Genomic DNA, 22,561 nt, shown 5'->3' with positions numbered 1-22,561 from the left:
TCACCAGGCACCTCATCCATCGCGTCGCGCGTCGACGAACTCCTGGCCGCCATGACCCTGGAGGAGAAGCTCGCCCAGCTCTATGGTCTGTGGGCCGGTGCCTCCAACGACGGCGCCGAAGTGGCGCCTCACCAGCACGACATGGACGAGCCCCCTACGCTCGACGAGCTGCTGCCCCATGGACTCGGGCAGCTGACCCGGCCGTTCGGTACCGTTCCGGTCGATCCCGCCCTGGGAGCCCTGTCGCTCATGCGCACCCAGGAACGCATCGTCGCGGCGAACCGGTTCGGCATACCGGCCATGGCACACGACGAGTGCCTCGCCGGGTTCTCGGCCTGGGGTGCCACCACCTACCCGGTCCCCCTGTCATGGGGAGCCGCTTTCGACCCCGGCCTGGTCGAAGAGATGTCCCGCGCCATCGGACGGGACATGCGTGCGGTGGGCGTGCATCAAGGCCTCGCCCCCGTACTCGATGTCGTCAGGGACGCCCGCTGGGGCCGGGTCGAGGAGACCATCGGGGAGGACCCCTACCTCGTCGGCACCATCGCCACCGCCTACATCAAAGGGCTGGAGAGCGCGGGGATCGTGGCCACACTGAAACACTTCGTGGGGTACTCGGCCTCGCGCGGCGGGCGCAACCTGGCACCTGTGGGGATGGGGCCCCGCGAGCGCGCCGACGTCATGCTCCCGCCCTTCGAGATGGCGGTACGCGAAAGTGGCGTAGGGTCCGTCATGCACGCGTACACCGACACCGACGGCGTGCCGTGCGCGGCCGACGAGGAGCTGCTGACCGGTCTGCTCCGCGACACGTGGGGCTTCACCGGCACGGTCGTCGCCGACTACTTCGGCATCGCCTTCCTCAAGACCCTGCACGGTGTCTCGGCGGACTGGGGCGAGGCCGCGGCCGCCGCACTGACGGCCGGGGTCGACATAGAACTGCCCACCGTCAAGACCTTCGGCACGCCGCTGCGCGACATGGTGTCGTCCGGGCAGGTGCCGGAGGAAGTGGTCGACCGCGCCGTGCGCCGTGTTCTGGCACAGAAGGAGGCTCTCGGGCTCCTCGACCCGGCCTGGAGTCCCGTACCGCCCGCCCTTGCCACGGCCGGTCCACACGTCCTCGACAACCATGCCCTCGACAACAAGGAACAACTGCGCGGGACAGTCAGCCTGAACAGCCCCGCACATCGGGACATCTCCCGTCGGCTCGCGGAGCGCGCCGTCATCCTGCTGAGCAACCAGGGAGGCCTTCCTCTCGGCCGCCCGGCCAGAATCGCCCTGATCGGCCCGCAGGCCGACACTCCGACGGCCGTCCTGGGCTGTTACTCCTTCCCTGTGCACGTCGGCTCCCAGCACCCCGACACGCCCACCGGCATCGAACTGCCCACCCTCCGCGAGGCATTGGCGGCCGAGTTCCCGGGCAGCACGCTCATCACCGTCACCGGGGCAGAGGTCGACACCACCGACACCAGTGGTTTTGAGGAGGCGGTGGAGGCGGCCCGCGAGGCGGACGTGGTCATCGCCGCGCTCGGGGACCGAGCCGGACTCTTCGGCCGCGGCACCAGCGGCGAGGGCTGCGACGCGGAGAGCCTCGCACTGCCCGGCGTGCAGCGACAGCTCCTCGACGCGCTCCTCGACGCCGGGACACCCGTCGTGGTGACGCTGCTGGCCGGCCGCCCCTACGCTTTGGGCCGGGCGAGCGGGGAGGCGGCGGCGATCGTCCAGGCGTTCTTCCCCGGCCAGGAAGGCACGGCGGCGGTGGCCGGTGTGCTCAGCGGCCGGATCAACCCTTCCGGGCGTCTGCCCGTGAGCGTCCCCCGTCTGGCGGGCGCCCAGCCCTCGACGTACCTGGCCGCCCCGCTGGCCACGGTCAGCGAGGTGTCCAGCATCGACCCCACGCCGGCCTTCGGATTCGGCCACGGTCTGACGTACACCACGTTCGCCTGGTCGGACCTCGATGTCGGTGGCCATGGTGAACCCGCGCCGGCCGATCCCGCTGTCGGTGGGGACGGCGGACGCCTGCCCACCCTCCTCACCGACGGTGCGGTCACCCTCACCTTCACCGTCCGCAACACCGGCGGCCGGGCAGGCGACGAAGTCGTCCAGCTGTACCTGCGCGACCCGGTGGCCTCGGTCGTCCAGCCCGTCCAGCGACTGATCGGATACGTACGCGTCCCACTGGACCGGGGCGAGTCGGCGAGGATCAGCGTGACCGTGCCCGCGGACCTGGCGTCCTTCACCGGCAGGGACGGCCGCCGTGTGGTCGAGCCGGGGCGGCTCGAACTGCGGCTCGCAGCGTCCAGCACCGACATCAGATTCACGGCCGCGGTGACTCTGACCGGCGCCCCGAGACATGTGGACCACACGCGCGAGCTGCACGCCGGCTTCACCGTTACACGCCTCTGAGGCTCCCCACGCCCCTGAGGTCCCTGGTCGCGTTGGCCTTGGCCACGCCCTCGGCCTCGATGCGAGCACCCTCAGACACCTCGCAACTGCGCTCAGCTTCGGTCTCACGGCGTCCCGCTGGGGAGCAGGTTGCGGCGAGCGAGGGCGGCCCATGCTCAGCTGGCGGCTCCGGTGCGGGCGTACCGGCCCGGGGTGGTGCCCACGACCCGCTTGAAGTGCCGGGTGAGATGGGACTGGTCGTAGAAGCCGGCGGCGGTCGCTACCTCGCCCGGCGGCTGTCCGTCGAGTAGCAGATGGCGGGCCAGGTCGACGCGGCGGGACATCATGTACTGGTGCGGGGCGATCCGGAAGGCGCCGCTGAAGGCACGTACGAGATGTGCGGGGTGGGCGTGGACCAGGCGCGCGGCCTCTTCCAGGGTGATGCCTTCACGCAGTCGCTCGTCGAGGAGGTCACGCAGGCTCTGGGCGATGCCGCGGTCGGGCCTCCCACTGCCGAAGACCAGCCTGGGGCGCAGATGCTCCCGCAGCCGATCGCCGATGAGTGCCAGACGGCTCTCCGCCTCGAACTCGTCACCCTGGTTCGCGAGGACTGTGTGCAGCTGTCCGACGCGTCTGCGCAGGATGGGATCGGTGAGGTCCGGGCCGTCCACCGCCGGTCCGATGAAGCGCTCGTCCAGCTGTGTCATGTCGAGGTAGAGCACGCGCTTGCGAAAGCCGTGAGGGGTGGCGGGTGAGCCGTTGTGCGGGACCTGCGGCGGGAGCAGGCTCACGGTGTCGCTCGGGGTACCGCGCTCGTAGCGGTCCAGGTCGTAGCGGACCGCGCCGTCGTCGACGATCAGCAAAGTCCAGGCGTCGTGGACGTGCATGGGGTACACGTGCTCGGTGAAGTGGGCGTGGAAGACCTCCACGACACCCGCGACCGGCGGGCGCCAAGCTGAGATCTCCTGCCGGGGCGTCACGCATAGAACGTACAAGACGGAGAAGGCGCGCATCCGGGAGTCTCGAAGCATGAGAACCGAGGATGAGACCAGCGCTGGGGCCGGGGTTGAGACCGGTGCAGGGTGTGAGAACGTGCCCGTCCGCTTCGACACCAAGATCGCCGTCCTGTTGCGCGACGACCTTGAGTCCTGGCAACGGCTGAACGTGACCGCCTTCCTGGTCAGCGGGCTCGGCACGACGTCACCCGAGGTGATCGGCGAGCCGTACGTGGACGCCGACGACACCGCGTATCTTCCGATGTTCCGCCAGCCCGTGCTGGTCTTCGAGGGGACGAAGGAAACACTCGCCGCCGCGCACGGTCGTGCGCTGTCCCGCTCGCTGCCGAGGGCCATGTTCACGTCAGACCTGTTCGGCACGGGCAACGACCGGGACAACCGGGCGGCTGTACGCGCCGTGGGAAAGGACCAGCTCGATCTTGTGGGGATGGCCGTCTACGGGCCGCGCAACGCGGTGGACAAGGTCTTCAAGGGCGCGCGAATGCACCCCTGAGCGACTTCACGTCGACGCGGTCGTCCGGAATGTCGCCGAGCGAGCCCCGGCCGCAGGCCGACGTCGGTGAATCCCTAAAACCTACCGGCGGGTTACTTGCTCCCCGGTGTCCGAGCCAGGACTGCCGGGCCTGGAGAGAAGGTGGATCAGAGGCTGGTCGTGCCGTCGATGAGTTCGCGGAGGATGTCCGCGTGGCCCGCGTGTCGGCCGGTCTCCTCGATCATGTGGGTGAGTGGCCAGCGGACGCTGGGAGCGGGGCGGTCCGGCCGCGGTCGAGGGACCGGTGCGCCGAGACCGGTGCATCCGTCGAGAACGTCGTTCGCGCGCTCGACCGCCTTTCGGTAGCGAGCGACGACGTCGGCCACGCTGTCCGCCGGTGCGGCTTGGAACGTCGCCTGCCAGTCAGTGACGTCGTCCCCGAGAAACATCGAGCGCTCGACGAAATTCAGATGGTTGAGCAGGCCGAGCAGGTTCGTACCCGACGGCACTGCGGCTGTTCGCACCTGCGGTTCGGGGGCGCCGTCGACCTTCGCGGCGATCGAAGTCCGGAGGTAGTCGAGGAATCCGCGCAGGACCTCCATCTCGCTGCTTCCGGTCCGGGGTGGCGGGGTGTCGCGGCGGCGGTTGCGGCGGGTGGTGCTGGGCACAGTGGTCTCCTTACCTACGTCGGGGGCCGCGCGGGCCGTCGTGTCAGGCAGTGCGGCGGATGAGGAGGACATGGTCGATGACCTCGGCGGTGCGCCCGTCCGGTCCGGTCGCGATCCGGCGGGGGGTGTCTGCCCGCTCGACCGTCCATGTCTCCGAGGCCAGGTCGATACCTGCGGCGACCTCTCGCGGGCTCGGGTACCGGGTGTCGGGCTGGTAATGGGCGCAGATCAGGTCGAATCCGCCGGGCGGGAAAGACTTGTGCAAGTCGTGCCGCACGGTGATGACGCGGTCGTTCCGGCCGTGTGAGCGGGCGAGGGCGGCGAGCCGTTCGACCGCCACGGCCGAGATATCGGTGGCGGTGACGTGCCAGCCCTGGCGGGCGAGCCACAGCGCGTCGCCGCCGTCGCCGCATCCGAGGTGCCCGTCACCATCTCGGTGAGACGAGCGCAGGGCAGCGGCTACCCACCGGGCCATGGCTCCGCCGTACGTCCGGGTGCAGTTCGGCGAGCTCGACGCGGTGGCGCTTCAGCATGTTCACCACGGTGGTGTCCTACACGACCTCGTGCTTGGTCCCGATCTTGCGTTGGAACAAGAACGGCACGGGCGCGCTGCTCTGCCGTTCCTTCGGGTCGTAGCGGGGTAGCGGCGGGATGGTCCGGCCGCCGGCGGTGTGGCGGCGGACGATGGCCGCGATGACGGCGAACAGCTCCACGGACATGGGATGACCCGTTCCGAGTGCGGACGAGTCCTGCGGGTCCATGCCCGGACACCGGAGGGAGACGCACTGTGCCGGACCTGCTGGCGCAAGCCCCCGACCAACCGGCAGCCCTGCCGCGAACGCTGCACGATCACCCGGCTCCACCACCGCGGTCTGTGCCCCGGCTGCGCGGTGCGCCACCGGCTCCACGACATGCTCAGCGCCAACGGCCGTATGCGTCCCGATCTTGAGCCTGTGTTCCACGCGCAGTCGCAACAGCATCCCGTCTGGTTGCCGGCCTGGCTCACCCGCCGACCGGCCCGCGCGACCGTGTTGCACGCCCTGGCCACCGGGCACGGCCCCATCAGGACCATCAGGACGACATTCGGGTCGAGTTCGGTGGTCAGCGTGGCGTCCTCCACACCGTTGGACGCCTCGGCGAGCACGACGAAACCGGGTGCGGATTCGAATATGCCCCGCAGACCGTCCGGGACGACCGGATGTTCGTCGACGATGAGAAGCGAGATCATGTCTTCTGCGGCTGGGGCGCCGGCTATGGAATCGGGCATGTGGTCGCTCTTGTCCTCGAGCACGTCACGCCTTGTGCTGGATCAATGGTGCGCGCGCCGACACGGCCGTCCCGCCGCCCGGTTCGGACTCCACGATGAGCGATCCGGCGATCCGGCGATGCGCTCCGCGCGGGCCTGCGTCTCGTCGAGGCTGAAGCAGCCGGTGCCGGTGCAGCCCTGGCAGCGTGAGCGGGCCGAAGGCCCGTCCGTCGTCGCGGACGTCCACGGTGACCTCGCTGTCCATGAAGCTGAGCGTGACGCCGGCACGCGAGGCGCCAGCGTGCTTCGCTGCGTTCGCCAGGGCCTCCCGGGTGATCCGCAGCAGCGTCGCGGAGACCTCCCTTTACACGTTCTGTGCCAGGCCTGTGAGCGTGAAGTCGCCGCGTACACCGTTGTGTTCGGCCCACTGGCCGTCCGACATGTGCACGCCGAGCAGCGCTCGCTGATCGGACGGTGTGCGGGCGTCGTCGTGGAAGGGGGGCAAAGATGGTGAGGACCACTACTCTGAGCGGCCTGGGTCGAACGACTGGTATCCGCTGCTGGTGCATTCGGGCGGCGAGGCGAAGTGAGTTTGCTCAGAAGGTAATTGGCGGTGAGCCGGTCGTCTTGTCCTTGGGTCGGCGCGGCCGACGGTGCCACGAGTCATCACTCGGAGTGCAGATGGAACCCGCTGTCATCGGGGCGCGCCTGGCGTCGAGCGTAGTGAGTCCGCTGATCAGGAAGCTCTTCCTGAATGGGGGCCCGGGGGCGGGCCTTGTTGACAAGCCTGTCCGGGTCTCCCGGCTCGTGTCCTTCCGGGGCGAGCAGCGGACCTTGTCCGACAAGGCTCTGCACCGGATAGCGGAGGAGTTGGTCCGGCGTGCCGTTCAAGCGACCGGTACGGAAGAACAGTTGTCCAGTTACGAGACGCGCGCGGTCATCAATGCTGTCGCCGAATCGCTACGTGTCATGGGCACGCTCGATATGGATGACGTACGGGCGGTAACTCTAGCCTCGGGCTTTCGTACGCCCAGCAGGACTTGGAGGTTGGCCATGTAGGTGGTTGATCGCTGGTTCGTAAGCTCGTCGTCACCTGCCGGTGTGAGTCCGGTCCGGGTAGCTGCCAGGAGGCCCGGTAGCAGGCTGGTGGTGTCGGGGGGAAACGCCCGGCGTCGAAGTCCAGTGCCGAAAGCACTGTGAAGGGGGAGCGAAGAAGCGGTCCGTAGCATCACGCGAAGCCTGCGGCGTCGTTAGAGGCCCGTCCGTGAGGGTGGGGACGGGGAGAGCCGAGCCCTCGAAATCAGGGCGAAGGCCATGGAAGCGGTGAAGATCCTGGATGGCTGCCGCGAAGAACTCCCCGGCGTATGGGGCATGGAACGTTTCGACGGTGACGGCGGGAACTGGGGAGGCCCTCCCCGGCCCGGCAGCCTGCGGCAAGAGTGCTGTCGGAAGCATCGCGACCTATAACCGGGTGAGCCCCGGGAAAGGGAAGCGGGCCGGGTGGGCGTCGGAGGCGGCTGTAGTACTGCTTGAGCCGGACGGACAACACAACCGTCGGTGAGGGAAGGGCCGCTGCTTCGTCGATGCGTGCTGTTGAGGTGGAGGGGCCCGGTGAGTGCCCGTCTGGCTAGTCCCGCCGTCGGGGGGTTGGGCTTGCGGGCGGTCTCGACCAGCAGCACGGCCCCGGCCTGGGGCACCACTCCGTAGCGCCGCCCTCGATACGGACTCGTGGATAGGACCCGATACGCCTCTTCACCTGGGAAGTGCCTCTGACGGTGGCAGGAACAAGGACCTCGACAATCCTCATTCTTGCTGGTCAGAGGTACTTTCTGCTTACCCGGCCATCCGTCGGACACCCCGCTTCATGAAAGCGCGAGGTTTAGCTGAGCAGCACGCCGGCGATGGTTCCCAGGCCGTTGTTGACCGCGTGAACGGTGACACCTGGCCATACCGACTTGGTGCGCACCAGCAGAATGCCGTTGATCGCGCCGACGACGATCGCCGGAATCAGAGCCAGGTTGATGCCGTGGGCCAAGGCGAAGATGACGGTGCTGCCGATGACGCTCACCCATGCGCCGTACCTGTTGAGCGCGGTGGAGAGCACGCCTCGGAACGCGAACTCTTCGCCGAGGGGAGTGAGGACGGCGATGAACAGCAATTGCAGAGTCAGTGCGAGCGGACCGCCGTTGGCCGCGGCGTGGTAGTCGCCCTGCGGATCGCCGTCCGTGCTCCCGGTGATCGTCACGAAGATGATGGCGACTACACGGGTCAGGAGAAACGCGAGCAGTCCGAAGCCGAGCGAAATGACAATCCAGCGAGTCGTGATGGCGCGGACATTGAACGCGGACCACGAGCGGATACGGATGACGAAAGCGGCGAAGAAGGCGAGCAGGCCCATGATCCCGGAGAGCGCTGCGAGAGACAGCCCGCTCGCGACCGGCGCGTCATCGGTGAGTGCGCTGACGATCGGCGGGCCGATGATGTAGCTCAGGATGTAGGCGACGGCGGCCGCGAGTATCTCAGGCCACCCGGGCCGCTGCTTTTCCGTACCGATCAAATCTGTCGGAGTAGCGTGGGAAATCACAGAAATTCCTCTCATGCGGGTCGGATTTTTCGACGGGTTGTTTGTGCTGGCGTGGTTCGCGTATGTGGTGACGCTGACCGGAAACGTCTTTCGTCGAACGGTCAGGAAGTTGGCCGGCGTGGAACCCGGCCGCGACGGTGCCTGTCATCCCGCGCAGCCGGTCCACTCAGACCAGTGCGTTGACGACGAGCGTGGCCGACGCCGCGGCGACCGCACCCCAGAAGACGATCGAGATCAGTTTTCAGACGATCCCCTTCGTGCGGGGAGCGCCGAATTGGACCACGGGCTCTTTGTCCCTTCCGGTTCACGCCGCACCATGCGGCACACTGTACCGCACGCCGTGCGGTACAGTGTGCCGGTAGGCTGGTCTGTATGGCCGCTCGGGAGGAGATCGTCACGGCCGCGCTCCGTCTGGCCGCGACGCGAGGAATCCGGTTCGCTGGGCGTCCGCCGTGTCGCGGTTGGGGCGGGTGTGGGGGGCGACGACGCTGTAGTTTTCCAACCCAGGTGGAGCTGCATCCTGTCGTCGCCGAGGAGTTCGTCCGCTGTTCCGTCGACGACCTCTCGATCGCCGACGACAAGCGCGACCCGTCACAACGCTTGTTCGTGTGCCTGGCTCAGCTCTTGCCTTCGGGCGGTCGGGCGGCGGCGGTCGAGGACTGGTTCGGGCTGTATCGGATGTCGGCCGGGTCTGACGCCATCCCCGGTGCGCGCGTCATCGTCGTACGCGCGCCGATCATTGGCGGAGCGCCTGCGCCGGTGGCTGACCATCCTCGCCGGCCGGAGGTACCTGAGACCCGAGGAGGTCGACGGCCATGCCTCCTCTGCGCTGACGCTTGTCGGCGGGCTGTACCTGAATGCACTGCTCTACCCCGATCAAGCCGACCTTGATCCCGAGAAGAACACGATCCGCCGGTTCGCCGAGCGTGTGGTCGGCAGTCGATCCGCGCCGTACCGGTGACGTTCCACCTTGCTCGGGGTGGTGAACCACGACTCCGGAGGCACTGTGCGACGAGCACTCAATTTGTAAGGTGCTCTCTGGCTCCCGCGATCCTTCACGCCGGTTTCGCGTCCGGGGCATTCTCGCCGGGAGCGGTCAGGGACTGTTTCGCGAACCAGCGAAGTGTGTCTTCCGCCCGGTCGAGCGCTCCTTCGCCCTTGTCGAACAAGAGGCTTAGGTGCAACCCGTCCACGAGGGCCACAAACCGGACGGCCAACACCTCTGGCGTGTCCGACAGTGCACATCCATCCGCTGCCAGAAGCGTGAACCAGCGTGTCGCGATCACGACCGACTCATCACGCCCGGAGAGAACCATCTCGAGAACCTCCTCGTTGGCATCGGGGCCAAGAGCGAGGATGAGCAGCTCGAACCACACCGTGAGGGTGGAATGCCGGTTCGCCGCGCCAGGGAGGAACTGCCGCAGGCTCGCGTACAAGCGATCCGCAGGGGCCTGGGAGACGTCCTGGATCCAATCGTCACTGAGCACGTGGGAGACCAACCGCTCCGCGAGGGCCCGGTAGAGCAACGCCTGCGATGGGAAGTACGCTCGCAAAGTCGTCGCGCCAATACCGGCCGCGGCGGCGACAGATCGCACGCTCAGGCCCCGAAGACCGTCCGTTCCGGCGAGGCGCGTTGCCACGTCCAGGATGTGTTGTCGCTTGTCGGCATTCCCAACCACGTCGCGATCGTATAGCGCAGCAAGCAGCACAGTGCACCAGGGTGGTCATGCTCGAAGTCGAGTCTGCTCCTCGGGAGCGAGCTGCGACGGTGAAACCGGTGACGTCCTTGAATTTGGCGAGCGCCCACGTCCTGACGAGCCGACCTCGTGCAAGGTCACATACGCCCTCGGTGTGTTGTTCGGGGAGGTTGGTGATGCGGCCGGCGGGTGTGTGACCTGGGATGCCCTGGCCTGGCGCGTGAATGCGGAGAGGAACTCCTGTCTGCGCACACTGCGTCCGTGCCCGTGCCGCGGGCGTCGCACTTCTGGCCGCGCCCCTGGCACTGCGGTGATCGCCTTCTCTTTGATCGTCCTGTCCTGCGACCGCGTTGCCGGTCGCATTCGGATCGGCTTGGCCGCGCGCCGAACGCTCCGTACTGTCGAGGCTCTCGGCGTCCGACCTCGGGTACGGAGACCCGCGCGGGACACCGGTGCTGCGTCACGCCATCGCCAACCGGCTTGCCCGCAACCGGGCGATGTCGACTCCCAAGGCGCGCGCGTCGACGTACTGCGCGACGTGGCCGCCCGAGCGGTCTTGCTGACTCCCGCGCATCAGTTCCCGACCGGAGTGCGTTCGGGGTGGCGGACGTAGGCGGCGTTCGAATGCCAGTGTTCGTGGTTGTAGTACGAGGTGAAGGCGTCGAACCATTCACAGGCGGGGGCGCACCGGGCTCGACATTTCGAAGCGGTTAGGATCTGCCTTCGGACACAGCGTGCGAGGCCAGAGGGAGACAACAACCAGGTCAAAGGGGGGCTTCTGTGAACGTCGGCGTGCAACGCGGTGCGATCGCTGCCGTACAGGTGCTCGGCCTCGCTGTTTGGTTCTCCATGTCAGCGGTGGTGCCGAGCCTGCGGAACGACTGGGGGCTCACGGCCGGCGGCGCGGTATGGCTGACGGCCTCCGTACAGGTCGGCTTCGTCGCCGGGGCCATGACCTCGACCGCCCTGAACCTGGCCGATCGCATCCCGCCCCAGCGCCTGCTCGCCGCCAGTGCCGCGGCTGCCGCCGTCTGCACCGTGGCGCTGGCCCTGTTCACCGACGGGCTGGTCCTCGCCGTTGTGCTGCGATTGATGACCGGGGTATTCCTGGCCGGGGTCTATCCCACCGGCATGAAGCTCATGGCCTCGTGGGCTGGCAGCGCCGGGCGGGGCAGGACCATGGGCCTTCTCATCGCCGCCCTGACCCTTGGCTCCTCTCTTCCTCATCTGATCGCCGGGCTGGGATCGCTCCCCTGGCGCGGGGTCCTGCTCGCCGCAGTAGCAGCCGGACTCTCGGGCTCCGTCATCGCACTGCTCTTCCTGCGGCCCGGCCCCTACGCGGCACCGTCCGCCCCCGTCCGCAACCCCCGGTATGCGCTTGCCATGTTCACCGAACGCGGGCCGCGGCTGGCCAACCTCGGCTATTTCGGGCACATGTGGGAGCTGTACGCCCTGTGGACCTGGATCCCGTCCTTCCTGCTGGCGACCGGCACCGCGAGCGAACTCCCGGGCTCGGTGGAGATCACGGTGTTCCTCACCATGGGAATCGGCGGAGCAGTCGGCTGCCTGCTCGGCGGCTGGGGCGCAGACCATTTCGGCCGCCCTCCCGCCGCCTTGGCGGCGCTCCTTCTCAGCGGCTTGTGCTGCCTGGCCTCACCGCTCTTCTTCCACGCTCCGCCGCTGCTCCTGTTCGCCTTCTGCACGCTGTGGGGCGCTGCCGTGATCGCGGACTCAGGGGTGTTCTCGACATCACTCAGCGAGGTCGCCGACCACCGCTACATCGGGACGGCCCTCACCGGCCAGACCGCGATCGGGTTCGCCCTCACCGTCGTCAGCATCCAGATCACCCCCCTCCTGGCCGAGGCCATCGGGTGGCACTACGCCTTTCTCCTTCTCGCGCCCGGGCCCCTGGCCGGCGCCCTCGCCATGCGCGCCTTCGGCAAAAGCGCCACCACCCCCGTTCCCTCCCCGCAGGGCGCCTCCTGAGCCAAGACAGTGTCCTTTGTGGTGAGGCGGACAAGGCGTTTGCAGCAGCAGAGTGCTGCGGCGAGGCCGAGGAAGGCCAGGTAGTCGCGGGGTCGGCGTTCGTAGCGATGGTTGAGCCCGCGGTAGCCGGTCAGTCAGGACATTGCTACCGCCACCAGCGCTCAACGCCAGCAATACCAGCGTTTCCGCCGGCGGATCCTGCCCGCCGTAGCCGAACTGCTCAGGCACACGGGACGCACACTCCACGACGAACACGGCATCGACGAACCCCTGCAGTGGACACGCCGCCTCCCGGCCCACGCACTGCACCCCCTCACTCTCGGACTGGTCACCGGTGAACGCCACGGACGCACGATCGTCTACGCCCTCCACGACAACCACGTCGCCGAACTCCTCGACCAGGCGCTGTATCACGTCGAACATCCACGCTTGGGAATCCCGGACACCTCGGCGGCCGCCATGGAAGAGGCGCCGGCCGGGCTGTAGTCGGCATCCACCGGCTCGGCCCCGACTCCGTCACCGTCTGAGGCACCCAGGCCGGCCCCCGTGACCAGCCGCCTCCCTCCCGTACTTCGTTGTCCGCGACCACCCGGGCGAGCAGGGCCGCCAGCCGGCCGCGGTCCGTCTCGTCGAGGCCGGCACTGAGAGCCTCGATGCGTCGGCAGGTCTCTGTGTAGAACTCGTCGGCGAGGCGGGCCCCCGCCGGGGTCAAGGCGATCACGACCGCCCGGCCGTCGTCCGGGGCGGGCCGGCGCTGCACCAGCCCGCGCCGGGAGGTGCGATCGACCAGGCCGGTCAGGCTGGACTTCGCCAGCCGCAGCATGCCGCCCAGTTCGCCCATCCCGTACGGCTGCACCATCAGTACGCACAGCAGTTGTCCCTGCTGCGGCGTGATGCCGAAGTCCCGGCCGGCCTTCGCGTACACGGCGTCCACCAGGAACGACGACCGCACCATCGCGGTCACGACGCTCATCTGCCCATCCACATCCTTGGCCATGCCAGGAAATGGCCACTTGCGTGAGACAGACGCGTGGCCCTCGGTGTGAGACAGAACAGAGAGTGCGGGTCACAGGTTCTTGGCAGGACGCGGGCATGGAGATCCCACACGATGGTCCGGGAATGGCCCGGATCTTGGTCCACATAGGACGAGTTGTCCGGACTTCTGCCACGAGTGGTCGCTCCAGGGCGCTGCGCGTGCGTGGCTCATACCTGCTTCGCGATCTCGCTGACGCCGGCGGGGGGACCGGTGAACCTCATGGGCCCGATCGGCGCGATGCACCCCGGACATGAGGACAGGGCCGACCACGTCGTTCCGGGCAAGCCCGCCCGACGCGCCGCCATATTGACGTGATTTACCAATAATCGTAGGCTGCCTCGCCGTCAGCTCCGACCGTGCCCGTGACACAACTCCCCGGCGTACGCGGGGCCGTTACCGTCGCTTCCTCCACGGCAGGTCAGGGCCGCTGCTCGACCGGTACGCCCGCTCCGCTCCGTACCCACAACTCTGGGAGACGCATGTGAAAAGACGTCGCGCGGCCACTTGGGCCGCCTCATCACTCGTCGCCGTCCTCGCGTTGGCCGGCACGTCCACCGGGCCCGTCGCCGCAGCGCAGGATCGGGCGGGCGAGGTCGCCACCGCGACCGACCCCGTCACGCACGCGGAGAACGACCGCGTCCCGGAGGGCTCCGTCTGGACGCAGAGCTACTTCCCGTCCTCGGACGACTCCGGCACCGAACTGCACGCCGACGTCCTGCTCCCCGAGGCACTGGCCAAGAAGAAGAAGCGGGTGCCCGTCATCCTGTCGATCGGCCCGTACTTCGGGCACTCGGGGCAGACCGATTCCGAGGACTGGACGCACACCGGCCCCTCGGCCCGCTTCCAGGACTTCATCGAGGGCGCGGACCTGTTCGACGAGGGATACGCCTTCGTCATGGTGGACCTGCGCGGCTTCGGTGGCTCCACCGGCTGCCTCGACTGGGGCGGACCGGGCGAGCAGGCCGACGTCAAGGCCGCCATCGACTGGGCGGCGAACCAGCCGTGGTCCACCGGTGCGGTCGGCATGTACGGCAAGTCGTACGACGCCGTCACCGGCCTCATCGGCAACAACCTGGACCAGCGCGCGCTCAAGGCCGTCGTCGCCCAGGAGCCCGTGTGGGACATGTACCAGTACATCTACTCCAACGGTGTGCCCCGCCCGAACGTCACCGGCACCGCCAACGCCTACAACTCCATCGCCACCCTTGGCCAGATGGCGGACGACGACGCGCGCTACCAGGCCAACGCCCGGTGGGAGGAGACCCACCCCGAGTGCCTCACGGAGAACTCGGCCGGATACCGAATAGCCGACCAGCGGGACAAGCACTGGACCTCTCGTGACCTGGCCAAGATGGCCAAGCACACCGACACCCCGCTGTTCGTCACGCAGGGCTTCATCGAGAACAACACCAAGCCCGAGGAGATGCAGGAGTACCTCGGCAATCACAAGGGCCCCGAGCGCGGGTGGCTCGGCCAGTGGGACCACGTGCGGGGTGGCGACCACACCGGCGACGGGCGCCTGGCCATGGGACGCGAGGGCTGGTACGACGAGACACTCTCCTTCTACGACCAGTACCTCAAGGGCATCGAACCGAAGGTCGACTACCCGGCCTACTCGGTCCAGGACTCCACCGGCACCTGGCGTGCCCAGAAGACGTGGCCCGTCGTGGAACGGTCCGTCACCCTCCCGCTCGGCGACGGCTCGTACGTGGACGACGGCGGTGCCTCCGCGCGCGTAGGCCTGGCCCCGTCCGGCGAGGCGACGCCGCAGCCACGCAGACAGCCTTCCGGCGAGTGGGACATGGAGAACGCGCCCGCGCTCGACCCGGCCGCGCCGAAGGGCCTGGCCAAGGGACAGGCGAAGCGCCAGAAAGCCGGTGAGATTACGTCCAGCTTCTTCGTGTGGTCCGAGCCGGTCAAGCAGGCCGTGCGTGTCACCGGCACTCCACAGGTCTCCCTGACCGCCAAGGGCGGGGGCAACGTCATGGTCAAGCTGTACGACGTCGCCCCGGACGGCACCGCCGTCATGTTCGACGAGCAGGTCTCCCTGCTGGACTCGGGCAGGTTGACGCTCGACCTCAAGGCGACCGACTGGACCCTGACAACCAGGCACGTCCTGGCCGTGGAAATCGGCTCCATCCAGACCGGTTCATGGCGTGACACTCCCTCCGGCGAGACAATCAAGGTCAAGGACGCGCGGGTCGAACTGGCCCTGGACGACCCGGCCGACGACCGCGCCACCGGCGGGGCTCGCTCACCGTTCCTGGACACCTACCTGGGCCAGTACACGGTGGATCTGCCGACCGGTCCCGCATCGTTCACGGTGCCCGCCGGCGGACGCCACTGACCCTCGGGCCGGCGTCCGCCGGCCCTGTGCTCGCCGAAGCTCGACCGCACCGTCACCAGGGCGCGGTCGCATTCGTGGAGGCCGCGCACGCAGCAGCGCCGCTGCCGATGGTCGCCTGCGGCAGTGGCGCTGCTCTCGTCGAGCCGGTGGATCACTTCTGGTGGGTCACGTATCCGATGAGCTTGCCCATGTTCGACACGTACGCGGACGAGCTGATGCCAAGGGAGCGCTCCCGGGGCTGATACGGAGGTTCGAGCGGCGGGTCCTCGGGGTTGTACGGAGAGGTGTCGCGCAGGTCGCCGACGTTCTTGCTCATGTATGCCCGGCCGTCGTACGGCTCCGTCGAGCCCGGTCCCCGGTAGGGGTTGGTGACGGCGTCGAGGGGGGTGAGCCAGTGGTTCCTCGTCCCGAGGCCGTCCACCAGCGCGGCCGCCTCGGCGTCCGTCACCTCGGGCAACGCGAGAGGCGCGTCCCGGAGGAGGTCGGAGAGTTGAAGGTCCCGCAGGGAGAAGTAGCGAGGCAGCGGGATCCGCGCGCCGTGGCCATGGCCATCGGCAGGCGTGAGCGGCGAACGGGCACGCAGGTCGGCCACCTCCGAGGGCGTGAGCGCGGCAAGTTCCGCGTAGGTGCTCCGCAGGGCGTCGACGTCGATCGATCGCCCTGCCGAGTAGTGACTCAGTGTGCTCGTGTGGTCGTAGTCGTAGTAATACGCGCCGTTGCGGATGTGGGAGCCGAAGCGATGGACGAACTTCGGGCGATTGGTGCCCAGTTCGACGAAGGTGGGATGGGTGCGGTCGGCCAGCAGCGGGTTCTCCTCGATCTGCCGGCTCGTCAGCCGACAGCTCTCCAGCCAGTCGAGGGCCTCGGGAACCCGGCTGAGGTAGGCGCGGTCGCCGGTCAACCGGAAATAGTGGAACAACTGGGAGACATTGGTCTGAGTAGTGTGCGTGGTGAGGGCGCGCGGTTCGTACGACCGGGCGCCGGCGGGTGCTCCTGCGGGCCTGCCGTTCTTGGCACGTGACAGATGCTGGAGGGCCCAGCCGGCCTGCGGTCCTGGCTGCTGCATGCGGCGCAGGCACTCCATGGCACGGTGCACCGGGGCTACGAGGTCGCGGCGGCCCAGTGCCGATACGCACATGATCAGGAACTTGATGTTCTCGCCCAGGACGTCGTCGTTGAAAGTGACGTGCTGCGTGTACTCGCCGTCCTCCATTCCGTGTTGCACGTCCTTGGGCAGCCACGGGGGACGCTGTTCGGGCCACGGGGTACGGCTGACCGCCCCCGGGACGGCGGGGTAGCGCTGCGGCCAGCCTCCGTCGGCGGCACCGCCACGGAACTGGGACGCGAGCACGAAGTCGAGAGCCCGCTCCAGGGACCGCTTGAACCGGGGATCGCGGCGCTCGACGTAGAGCCGGAGGATCAGCTGGGCGGCCACCGAGGTGCCCGCGTCGTCGAAGGTGGCGTTGCCGTAGTAGTGCTGGAACTCCTCCAGGCGCCATCCGTTGGAGCCGATCGTGTCGTACCAGTCGCGCAAGGATTCATCGCCGGCGAAGTCGTGAATGTAGTTCCAGCCGCCGACGGGGAGTTGGGCCTCGGCGAGCGCCAGGCCGGTACGGGCGGCGGCCCGGTAGAAGAGCTCGTCGCCGGTCGCGTGGTAGGCGTCGAGCATGCTGTGTCCGACGGACGGTGTGCCGGGCGGCTGGACCCAGCACATGGTGCGCTTGGCCTCCATCTCGCCCCACGTGACAGACAGGTCCGGCAGGTAGTTCCAGACGTAGCCGCCCTTGTAGGAGACGGTCCCGTCCATGAAGGCGGCGGCCCGGCTCATCGCACGGACAGTCTCAGCCCGGCGGGCCGACGTGGCGGAAGCGGCCTGCGCTGTCCCGGGCCGGAGCAGGGCCGTGGACGCGAGGATCGGGGTGACGGCGAGTTGGCTGAAAGTGCGGCGGCTCAGGGGCTTCTTCATGCGGTGAAGTGCCTTCCTCACGTGGTAGCCGAAGCGGGCGCGGCACATGAGAGATGTTCATACTGGTGAACACACATGCCGCGTTCAACAAGGAGAAGCTAGTGAAAGCCGCAAGTGCATACAAGGATATGGACAGCACTTTCGTACAGGAACGTAGTTGGTCGCCGATCTCGCCAGGGCTGTTCAGGGCCGATTCGCACGGAGGGTCCGTGTTCGCTCCGCGAGAGGACACGGCAAGGAGCGTCGACCGGGTATGTCGGGCCCGTCGTACGGCGGCGGTCAGCGCACGCGTACCGAATAGACCTGCTGGGTCCAGTCACGCTGCGTCCTCGTCGACGCGCGGTCGCTGGTGAAGACGACGAGCCCGAACTGAACCGCGGCCCAGGTGTTGTTGCCCCGCGTGCTGAGCTGCACCGGGGTGGTCCGGCCTGTACGCCTGTCGAAGCCAGCGGTGTAGACCTTCCACGAAGTTCCCCCTCTGATCCGGACAGGTTGATACCGGGACGGATGGGTCCCGGCAGAAGCAGTCCAGTCAGTGGCCAAGTGGTCGGCGCTGGAAGTCCTTCGGGGGTTGACGTGAGGGTCCGAGCCGTGCGGAGCCGTGATCGGCGATCTAGCTCCGGGCAACACATTCGAGTTAGCCGCGCACGTGCAGCCCGAAACCCGTGCGGCCCGCGGGCTCCAGTCCCTCCTTCAGGTGCAGCGAGGGGATCTCGTAGTCGCCGAAGTTCTGCCGCCGGAACGCGATCGGCTCGGTCGACTCCAGGGTGAGCAGGCGCTGTTCCCAGGCCTTGGCGATGTCCGGGTAGTCCTCGCCGGTCATCCGGTCGGTGCCGTGCAGCACGAACGGCGGCAGCACCTCGATGCCCGGGTAATAGAGGATGCCGTGGTGGATCGGGAACAGCAGATCGTCGATGGGGCCGTTGATCCCGCGAGCGGCGTAATGCGACTCCGGGCCGCCGGCGGTCACCGACAGCAGGGCCTTCCTGCCCGCGAGGGTTCCTTCGCCGAAGCGCTCGCCGTACTTGGTGTCGCTGTGCTCGCCGACGCCGTACGCGAAGTGGAAGGTGAACACCCGGTCCACCCAGCCTTTGAGGATCGCGGGCATCGTGTACCACCACAGCGGGAACTGGAGAATGATCGTGTCGGCCCACAGCAGCTTCTCCTGCTCGGCGCGGACGTCCGGGGTGAGCGTCCCGGCGTCGAAGGCCCGGCCCGAGTCCCGGGCGACCTTCAGCGGACTTGAGGCGTCGGGGCCGTAGTCCGCGGCGTCCACGACCGCCTTCCAGTTCATCGCGTACAGATCGCTCACCCGTACCTCATGCCCGGCGTTCTCCAATGTGGACACCGCGAGGTTCTTCAGCGAGCTGTTGAGCGACTTCGGCTCCGGGTGGGCGTAGACGATCAGCGTCTTCATGGGAACTCCTTCGGATCGGATGCCTTCGATTCTGGGCGTCGCGGCGTCCGGTGTTCAGGGGCGCCTCTTCCATCGGACGGGACTTCCTGGTATTGGCAGGGCCACCTTCACGGGCTCCACCGAGGCGATACTGGGGGCATGGACGATCTTGCGGGCTTCCTGCGGACCCGGCGTTCCCGGGTCGACCCGGCGGCCGTCGGCATCCCCACCGACAGCCGCCGCCGGGTCGAAGGGCTGCGCCGCGAAGAGGTCGCGCACCTGTCCGGCGTCAGCGTCGACTACTACGTACGCCTGGAGCAGGGCCGCGCGACCCAGCCCTCCGAGCAGGTCCTCGACGCGCTGGCCCGCGTCCTCGGCCTCGACGAGACCGAACGCGGGCACCTCGACCGGCTCGCCCGGCAGCGCCGCCGCCGCGCGAAGGCGCCGGGCGGGCGGGTCCGGCCGGAGCTGCTGCGCGTCCTCGACCTGGTCACCGACGCACCCGCGCTGATCATGGACCACCGCCTGGACGTGCTCGCCGGGAACCGCCTCGCCGGGCTCCTCTTCGGCCGGCCGACGCCGGGCCTGAACACCGCCCGTCACATCTTCCTTGAGGAGGCCGAGCGCGGCCTTTACGCGGACTGGGAGACATGCACCCTCGACGTGGTCGGGCACCTGCGCCTGGCCGCGGGCAAGTACCCCGAGGACCCCCGCCTGGCCTCGCTGATCGGCGAGCTGGCGATGGGCAGCGAGCGCTTCCGCCGCCTCTGGGCCCGCGCGGACGTGCGCGCCCGCACACATGGACGCAAGGCGTACCGGCACCCGCTGGTCGGACTGCTGGAACTGCACCAGGAGAACTTCGCGCTACCGGATGAACCGAGCATGGAGCTGCTGGTGCTGTCCGCGTCCCCCGGCAGCCCCTCCAAGGACGGGCTGCGCCTGCTCGCGGGCCTGGGCGCGGACAGCGGTGACGCGCATCCCACAGTGAACGCTCAGGTCCGCGAGTAACTCAACGAAGCCCACCCACCACCGGAAACGCCTCAACACTGACGGCTTTCCGGTCCCCGGCCCTCGACGTATCAACCCTCGCCATCTGGCCACGAACTCGATCGACCGGACAAGTCCTGGCGCTGACGCCCGTCGGAGGTGAAGCGGGCCGGAAGCGGGTCTGCCAAACGAACGGTGTAACCAGGGTGGTTGGGGTTACTGACGGGCTGCGGAGAGTCGGCCGTCGAAGGCGATATCGAAGGCGTTCAGGGCGGTCTTCCACCGTATGGTCCAGCGGGCCTGGCCCTTGCCGGTGGGGTCGAGCGACATGATTGCCATGTAGACGCACTCCAAGGCGACCTGCTCGTTCGGGAAGCGCCCACGAGCCTTGACCGCCCGGCGGATCCGCGCGTTGACGGACTCGATAGCGTTGGTGGTGCGGACGATGTGGCGGATTTCGGTGTCGAACCGGAGGAACGGCGTGAACTCCTCCCACGTGTTCTCCCAGAGCTGGACGATCGCCGGATACTTCCTGCCCCACGTGTCGGCGAACTCGGTGAACCTCTCGAGTGCGGCTTCCTCGGTCGGCGCGCTGCAGACGGGCTTGGGGAGCTTGGCGATCTTGTCCCAGTCCTGGCGGGCGGCATAGCGGAAGGAGTTCCGCAGCAGATGGACCACAGGTGGCGGTCACCAGCGCCGCCCACAGTCCAGTCCAGGGTCATAGAGGCAGTCCAGTCCAGGGTCATAGAGGGCCCAGCACCTCTCGGGGTACGACTGCGAGTTCAAGGGTTTCGAGCACAGTGAGTAGTTGTCGCTCCTCGTAGCGGAAGTGGTTCTCCATGATCGCGGCGATGCCTTCGAGGTGGTGGTCAAGTTCCTCGGGCGGCGCGGCCCGGTCGACCGCGGCACGGAGGCTGCCGAGCAGGTGGGCGATCATCGAGTGATCCTGTTCGAGGGAACGCAGCACCGGCCGCAGCTCCGGGTGCGCAGCTGCGATGGCCGGGAACAGGGTGCGGTCCTCGCCCTGGTGGTGGCCGTCGAGAGCCGTGCAGAAGCCGTGGCAATACAACAGCAGTTCACGAGCGGCCGCCTCACCGGGGGTGCCGTCGGCGAGGGAAGCGCGGGTCACAGACAGCGCTTCCCGTAGTCGGCCGTGCACCCGGCGGAGTTCATGGCTCCAGGCGACGAGCCTGGTCGTCTCGCGCTCAGTCACGCGAGAACGAAGGGTACGACGAGTGCATCGTCGGCCTCCTTCGATCCGGCGCCTCCATGCCTGACACGGTCTGCCACCGGCACGCGACGCTTCCCGCACACTACCGCGCCGGGTGCCCTCTCGACACCACTGCCGTTCACATCCCGGGGACACCCGGTCGCAGCTCGTTGTCGGGTTCCATGTCGCCTCGGTCCACAATCGCGCTTTGATCGCTCACCAGTTGCCTCCCCGCCATCCAACTACCCCACCACCAACGCATTTCAGGTATCTCCGACCTGCGGACATCACGCCGCCCCCTGTGCTCGCACCCCAGGCGTCCCGGCGAGACCGGCCCGTTCGGCAGCCGGACGACGCAGTGCTTTGAGGGCTGGTTTCGACGTCACCGGGGTGCTTGCCACGGGAGCATCGGAGTGCTCCCCTCGGCGGACAACCCCTCGCGGGGGAGCGTCGGCGGCCGCGGTCAGGACGGCAGCAGCACGGCGCCGGCGGCGGCCATGTGTCAATCCCCTGGTTGCGTAGAGACGTTGGTTATGCGGCCCGGCCTTCCTGATCGGTCCGCGCTCGCGCTGCCTGGATGATCCGTTCGAACTCGACGGGCGGTTTCCCGCCGGCCGCGCTGTGACGGCGTTTCGTGTTGTAGAAGTCCGCGATCCACGTCGCGGTCTTCAGCCGGGCCTCGGTGCGGGTGGCGAAGGTGTGCCGATGGATGTACTCGACCTTGAGGACCGAGTGGAACGACTCCGCGGCGGCGTTGTCCAGCGCCGATCCGACGCGCCCCATCGACTGCACCACGCCCCAGCGGCCGCACAACTGCTGGAACGCCTCGGACGTGTATTCGCTGCCGCGGTCCGTGTGGAAGATGACGCCGTCCACCTGGCCGCCTCTGGTCGCGATCGCCATCTGCAGAGCGGCGCTGACCAGTGCGGCATCGTGCCGCGTGCCCATCGCGTAGCCCAGGGCGCGGCGGGAGAAGGCGTCGTGGACCGATGCGAGGTAGAGCTTGCCCTCGCCGGTGTCGATCTCTGTCATGTCGCCCCACCACAGCACGTTGGGCGCGATGGCGTCGAACGTGCGTCGCACCAGGTCAGGGGCGGTCTTCTGCTTGCCGGGTCGGGTGAGCGAGCGGCGCCGGCGAGGCGGCTTGCGGCCCTGCAGGCCGAGTTCGGCCATGATCTCGGCGACGGTGTTCTCTGACACCTGCCAGCCCTCCTCCCACAGGTCCAGCGTGATCCTCGGCGAGCCGTACGTCCGGCCGGATCGGTCGAAGAAGCAGCGGATCCGCTCGGCCAGCACCGCCCGCCTGACCTCACGCTTCGTCGGCTGGGACGGCCTGCGGCGCCACTTGTAGAACCACGCCTCTGACACGCCCAGGGCCCGGCAGGAGGTGCGGTACGGAATCTTGTGCACGGTCTTCTGGTCGCTGATCGCCCCGACGAGCACCGCCGGGTCCGCCACGGCTACTTCACCCAGAGGAGTAGGGTCGGCCCGGGGTGCGGTGCTGGCCTTGCGACCAGCCCGTTTCCCCGGGCCGCCCTCCGCACCCGCCGTGCCCGTTCCCGAGCAAC

At 68.3% G+C, this 22,561-nt stretch carries 18 protein-coding genes and 7 pseudogenes; 9 read left to right on the top strand and 16 right to left on the bottom strand.

The genetic code is table 11. The annotated features are described in order from the left end of the window. Nucleotides 1–51: 51 nt before the first annotated feature. The gene (locus tag ACIRQP_RS35790; RefSeq protein ID WP_403898172.1) at nt 52–2,403 is read left to right on the top strand and encodes a glycoside hydrolase family 3 N-terminal domain-containing protein; all 2,352 of its coding nucleotides are present in this window, start codon (nt 52–54) and stop codon (nt 2,401–2,403) included. Nucleotides 2,404–2,558: 155 nt separating this feature from the next. Here the strand turns inward: ACIRQP_RS35790 and ACIRQP_RS35785 are convergent, their stop codons facing one another. Then, entirely contained in the window at nt 2,559–3,395 is an 837-nt protein-coding gene (locus tag ACIRQP_RS35785) for a helix-turn-helix domain-containing protein (RefSeq protein WP_403898169.1), read from the bottom strand. Nucleotides 3,396–3,411: 16 nt separating this feature from the next. Here ACIRQP_RS35785 and ACIRQP_RS35780 point away from each other — a divergent pair, with 16 nt between their 5' ends. Then, nucleotides 3,412–3,891, top strand: coding sequence for a DUF2000 family protein (locus ACIRQP_RS35780; RefSeq protein WP_403898059.1), 480 nt, complete (start codon nt 3,412–3,414; stop codon nt 3,889–3,891). A gap of 146 nt (nt 3,892–4,037) precedes the next feature. On the opposite strand, the gene ACIRQP_RS35775 is transcribed toward ACIRQP_RS35780, so the two are convergent. From ACIRQP_RS35775 to ACIRQP_RS35755, 5 genes and pseudogenes are all read right to left on the bottom strand, one after another. After that, nucleotides 4,038–4,538, bottom strand: a complete 501-nt coding sequence (locus tag ACIRQP_RS35775) for a DinB family protein (protein WP_403898056.1) — start codon at nt 4,536–4,538, stop codon at nt 4,038–4,040. Between the two features lie 43 nt (nt 4,539–4,581). Continuing rightward, a complete protein-coding gene (locus tag ACIRQP_RS35770) occupies nt 4,582–5,013 on the bottom strand; it encodes a class I SAM-dependent methyltransferase (RefSeq protein WP_403898052.1) in 432 nt (143 codons plus the stop codon). A 76-nt stretch (nt 5,014–5,089) separates the two neighbouring features. Continuing rightward, nucleotides 5,090–5,299, bottom strand: a complete 210-nt coding sequence (locus ACIRQP_RS35765) for a hypothetical protein (RefSeq protein WP_403898187.1) — start codon at nt 5,297–5,299, stop codon at nt 5,090–5,092. 293 nt (nt 5,300–5,592) lie between these two features. After that, nucleotides 5,593–5,805 (bottom strand): annotated as a pseudogene (locus tag ACIRQP_RS35760) (response regulator transcription factor); the annotation flags it as partial. A gap of 25 nt (nt 5,806–5,830) precedes the next feature. After that, nucleotides 5,831–6,211: pseudogene (locus ACIRQP_RS35755) on the bottom strand (sensor histidine kinase); the annotation flags it as partial. Nucleotides 6,212–6,291: 80 nt separating this feature from the next. Between ACIRQP_RS35755 and ACIRQP_RS35750 the strand changes: the two are divergent. Further along, the gene (locus ACIRQP_RS35750) at nt 6,292–6,843 is read left to right on the top strand and encodes a hypothetical protein (protein ID WP_403898049.1); all 552 of its coding nucleotides are present in this window, start codon (nt 6,292–6,294) and stop codon (nt 6,841–6,843) included. A gap of 820 nt (nt 6,844–7,663) precedes the next feature. On the opposite strand, the gene ACIRQP_RS35745 is transcribed toward ACIRQP_RS35750, so the two are convergent. After that, nucleotides 7,664–8,341: a lysostaphin resistance A-like protein gene (locus ACIRQP_RS35745; protein ID WP_403898046.1), complete on the bottom strand. Its 678-nt coding sequence runs from the start codon at nt 8,339–8,341 to the stop codon at nt 7,664–7,666. A gap of 766 nt (nt 8,342–9,107) precedes the next feature. Between ACIRQP_RS35745 and ACIRQP_RS35740 the strand changes: the two genes are divergently transcribed. Continuing rightward, on the top strand, nt 9,108–9,329 hold the full coding sequence (locus ACIRQP_RS35740) for a hypothetical protein (protein ID WP_403898043.1): 222 nt from the start codon (nt 9,108–9,110) through the stop codon (nt 9,327–9,329). Nucleotides 9,330–9,423: 94 nt separating this feature from the next. Here the strand turns inward: ACIRQP_RS35740 and ACIRQP_RS35735 are convergent, their stop codons facing one another. Then, on the bottom strand, nt 9,424–10,077 hold the full coding sequence (locus ACIRQP_RS35735) for a TetR family transcriptional regulator (RefSeq protein WP_403898040.1): 654 nt from the start codon (nt 10,075–10,077) through the stop codon (nt 9,424–9,426). A 356-nt stretch (nt 10,078–10,433) separates the two neighbouring features. Between ACIRQP_RS35735 and ACIRQP_RS35730 the strand changes: the two are divergent. Together ACIRQP_RS35730 and ACIRQP_RS35725 are read left to right on the top strand one after the other, a co-directional pair. Further along, nucleotides 10,434–10,682: pseudogene (locus tag ACIRQP_RS35730) on the top strand (PLP-dependent aminotransferase family protein); the annotation flags it as partial. Nucleotides 10,683–10,845: 163 nt separating this feature from the next. Next, on the top strand, nt 10,846–12,051 hold the full coding sequence (locus ACIRQP_RS35725; protein WP_403898037.1) for an MFS transporter: 1,206 nt from the start codon (nt 10,846–10,848) through the stop codon (nt 12,049–12,051). Between the two features lie 17 nt (nt 12,052–12,068). Here ACIRQP_RS35725 and ACIRQP_RS35720 read toward each other — a convergent pair. Beyond that, nucleotides 12,069–12,185: pseudogene (locus tag ACIRQP_RS35720) on the bottom strand (IS5/IS1182 family transposase); the annotation flags it as partial. Nucleotides 12,186–12,345: 160 nt separating this feature from the next. Here ACIRQP_RS35720 and ACIRQP_RS35715 point away from each other — a divergent pair. After that, nucleotides 12,346–12,537 (top strand): annotated as a pseudogene (locus ACIRQP_RS35715) (transcriptional regulator); the annotation flags it as partial. Between the two features lie 82 nt (nt 12,538–12,619). Here ACIRQP_RS35715 and ACIRQP_RS35710 read toward each other — a convergent pair. Continuing rightward, nucleotides 12,620–13,024: pseudogene (locus tag ACIRQP_RS35710) on the bottom strand (MarR family winged helix-turn-helix transcriptional regulator); the annotation flags it as partial. A gap of 544 nt (nt 13,025–13,568) precedes the next feature. On the opposite strand from ACIRQP_RS35710, the gene ACIRQP_RS35705 reads away from it, so the two are divergent. After that, complete coding sequence (locus ACIRQP_RS35705) at nt 13,569–15,434, top strand: CocE/NonD family hydrolase (protein WP_403898034.1); 1,866 nt, start codon at nt 13,569–13,571, stop codon at nt 15,432–15,434. A 151-nt stretch (nt 15,435–15,585) separates the two neighbouring features. Here the strand turns inward: ACIRQP_RS35705 and ACIRQP_RS35700 are convergent, their stop codons facing one another. The 3 genes from ACIRQP_RS35700 to ACIRQP_RS35690 form a co-directional block, all read right to left on the bottom strand. Further along, nucleotides 15,586–17,400: a pectate lyase gene (locus ACIRQP_RS35700; RefSeq protein ID WP_403898031.1), complete on the bottom strand. Its 1,815-nt coding sequence runs from the start codon at nt 17,398–17,400 to the stop codon at nt 15,586–15,588. Between the two features lie 279 nt (nt 17,401–17,679). Beyond that, entirely contained in the window at nt 17,680–17,814 is a 135-nt protein-coding gene (locus tag ACIRQP_RS35695) for a hypothetical protein (protein WP_403898028.1), read from the bottom strand. Between the two features lie 223 nt (nt 17,815–18,037). Further along, complete coding sequence (locus tag ACIRQP_RS35690) at nt 18,038–18,817, bottom strand: NAD(P)H-dependent oxidoreductase (protein ID WP_403898025.1); 780 nt, start codon at nt 18,815–18,817, stop codon at nt 18,038–18,040. A 138-nt stretch (nt 18,818–18,955) separates the two neighbouring features. On the opposite strand from ACIRQP_RS35690, the gene ACIRQP_RS35685 reads away from it, so the two are divergent. Continuing rightward, the gene (locus ACIRQP_RS35685; protein WP_403898023.1) at nt 18,956–19,804 is read left to right on the top strand and encodes a helix-turn-helix transcriptional regulator; all 849 of its coding nucleotides are present in this window, start codon (nt 18,956–18,958) and stop codon (nt 19,802–19,804) included. A 195-nt stretch (nt 19,805–19,999) separates the two neighbouring features. On the opposite strand, the pseudogene ACIRQP_RS35680 reads toward ACIRQP_RS35685, so the two are convergent. The 3 genes and pseudogenes from ACIRQP_RS35680 to ACIRQP_RS35670 form a co-directional block, all read right to left on the bottom strand. Next, nucleotides 20,000–20,461 (bottom strand): annotated as a pseudogene (locus tag ACIRQP_RS35680) (transposase); the annotation flags it as partial. Between the two features lie 64 nt (nt 20,462–20,525). Further along, the gene (locus ACIRQP_RS35675; RefSeq protein ID WP_403898020.1) at nt 20,526–20,996 is read right to left on the bottom strand and encodes a hemerythrin domain-containing protein; all 471 of its coding nucleotides are present in this window, start codon (nt 20,994–20,996) and stop codon (nt 20,526–20,528) included. A gap of 528 nt (nt 20,997–21,524) precedes the next feature. Beyond that, the coding region (locus tag ACIRQP_RS35670) for an IS3 family transposase (RefSeq protein ID WP_403898017.1) at nt 21,525–22,561 on the bottom strand (1,037 nt) is incomplete at its 5' end.

Source organism: Streptomyces sp. NPDC102274, assembly GCF_044766385.1.
GTDB lineage: Bacteria > Actinomycetota > Actinomycetes > Streptomycetales > Streptomycetaceae > Streptomyces.
The sequence above is the reverse complement of the archived record's forward strand: the minus strand, read 5'-3'. Positions and strand labels throughout refer to the sequence as shown.

Excerpts from the sequence above, each read along its gene's own strand:
- ACIRQP_RS35790 (WP_403898172.1), top strand. The coding sequence starts at position 52 with ATGACCCTGGAGGAGAAGCTCGCCCAGCTCTATGGTCTGTGGGCCGGT.
- ACIRQP_RS35785 (WP_403898169.1), bottom strand. The coding sequence starts at position 3,395 with ATGCGCGCCTTCTCCGTCTTGTACGTTCTATGCGTGACGCCCCGGCAG.
- ACIRQP_RS35780 (WP_403898059.1), top strand. The coding sequence starts at position 3,412 with ATGAGAACCGAGGATGAGACCAGCGCTGGGGCCGGGGTTGAGACCGGT.
- ACIRQP_RS35770 (WP_403898052.1), bottom strand. The coding sequence starts at position 5,013 with ATGGCCCGGTGGGTAGCCGCTGCCCTGCGCTCGTCTCACCGAGATGGT.
- ACIRQP_RS35765 (WP_403898187.1), bottom strand. The coding sequence starts at position 5,299 with ATGGACCCGCAGGACTCGTCCGCACTCGGAACGGGTCATCCCATGTCC.
- ACIRQP_RS35750 (WP_403898049.1), top strand. The coding sequence starts at position 6,292 with ATGGTGAGGACCACTACTCTGAGCGGCCTGGGTCGAACGACTGGTATC.
- ACIRQP_RS35700 (WP_403898031.1), bottom strand. The coding sequence starts at position 17,400 with ATGAAGAAGCCCCTGAGCCGCCGCACTTTCAGCCAACTCGCCGTCACC.
- ACIRQP_RS35690 (WP_403898025.1), bottom strand. The coding sequence starts at position 18,817 with ATGAAGACGCTGATCGTCTACGCCCACCCGGAGCCGAAGTCGCTCAAC.
- ACIRQP_RS35685 (WP_403898023.1), top strand. The coding sequence starts at position 18,956 with ATGGACGATCTTGCGGGCTTCCTGCGGACCCGGCGTTCCCGGGTCGAC.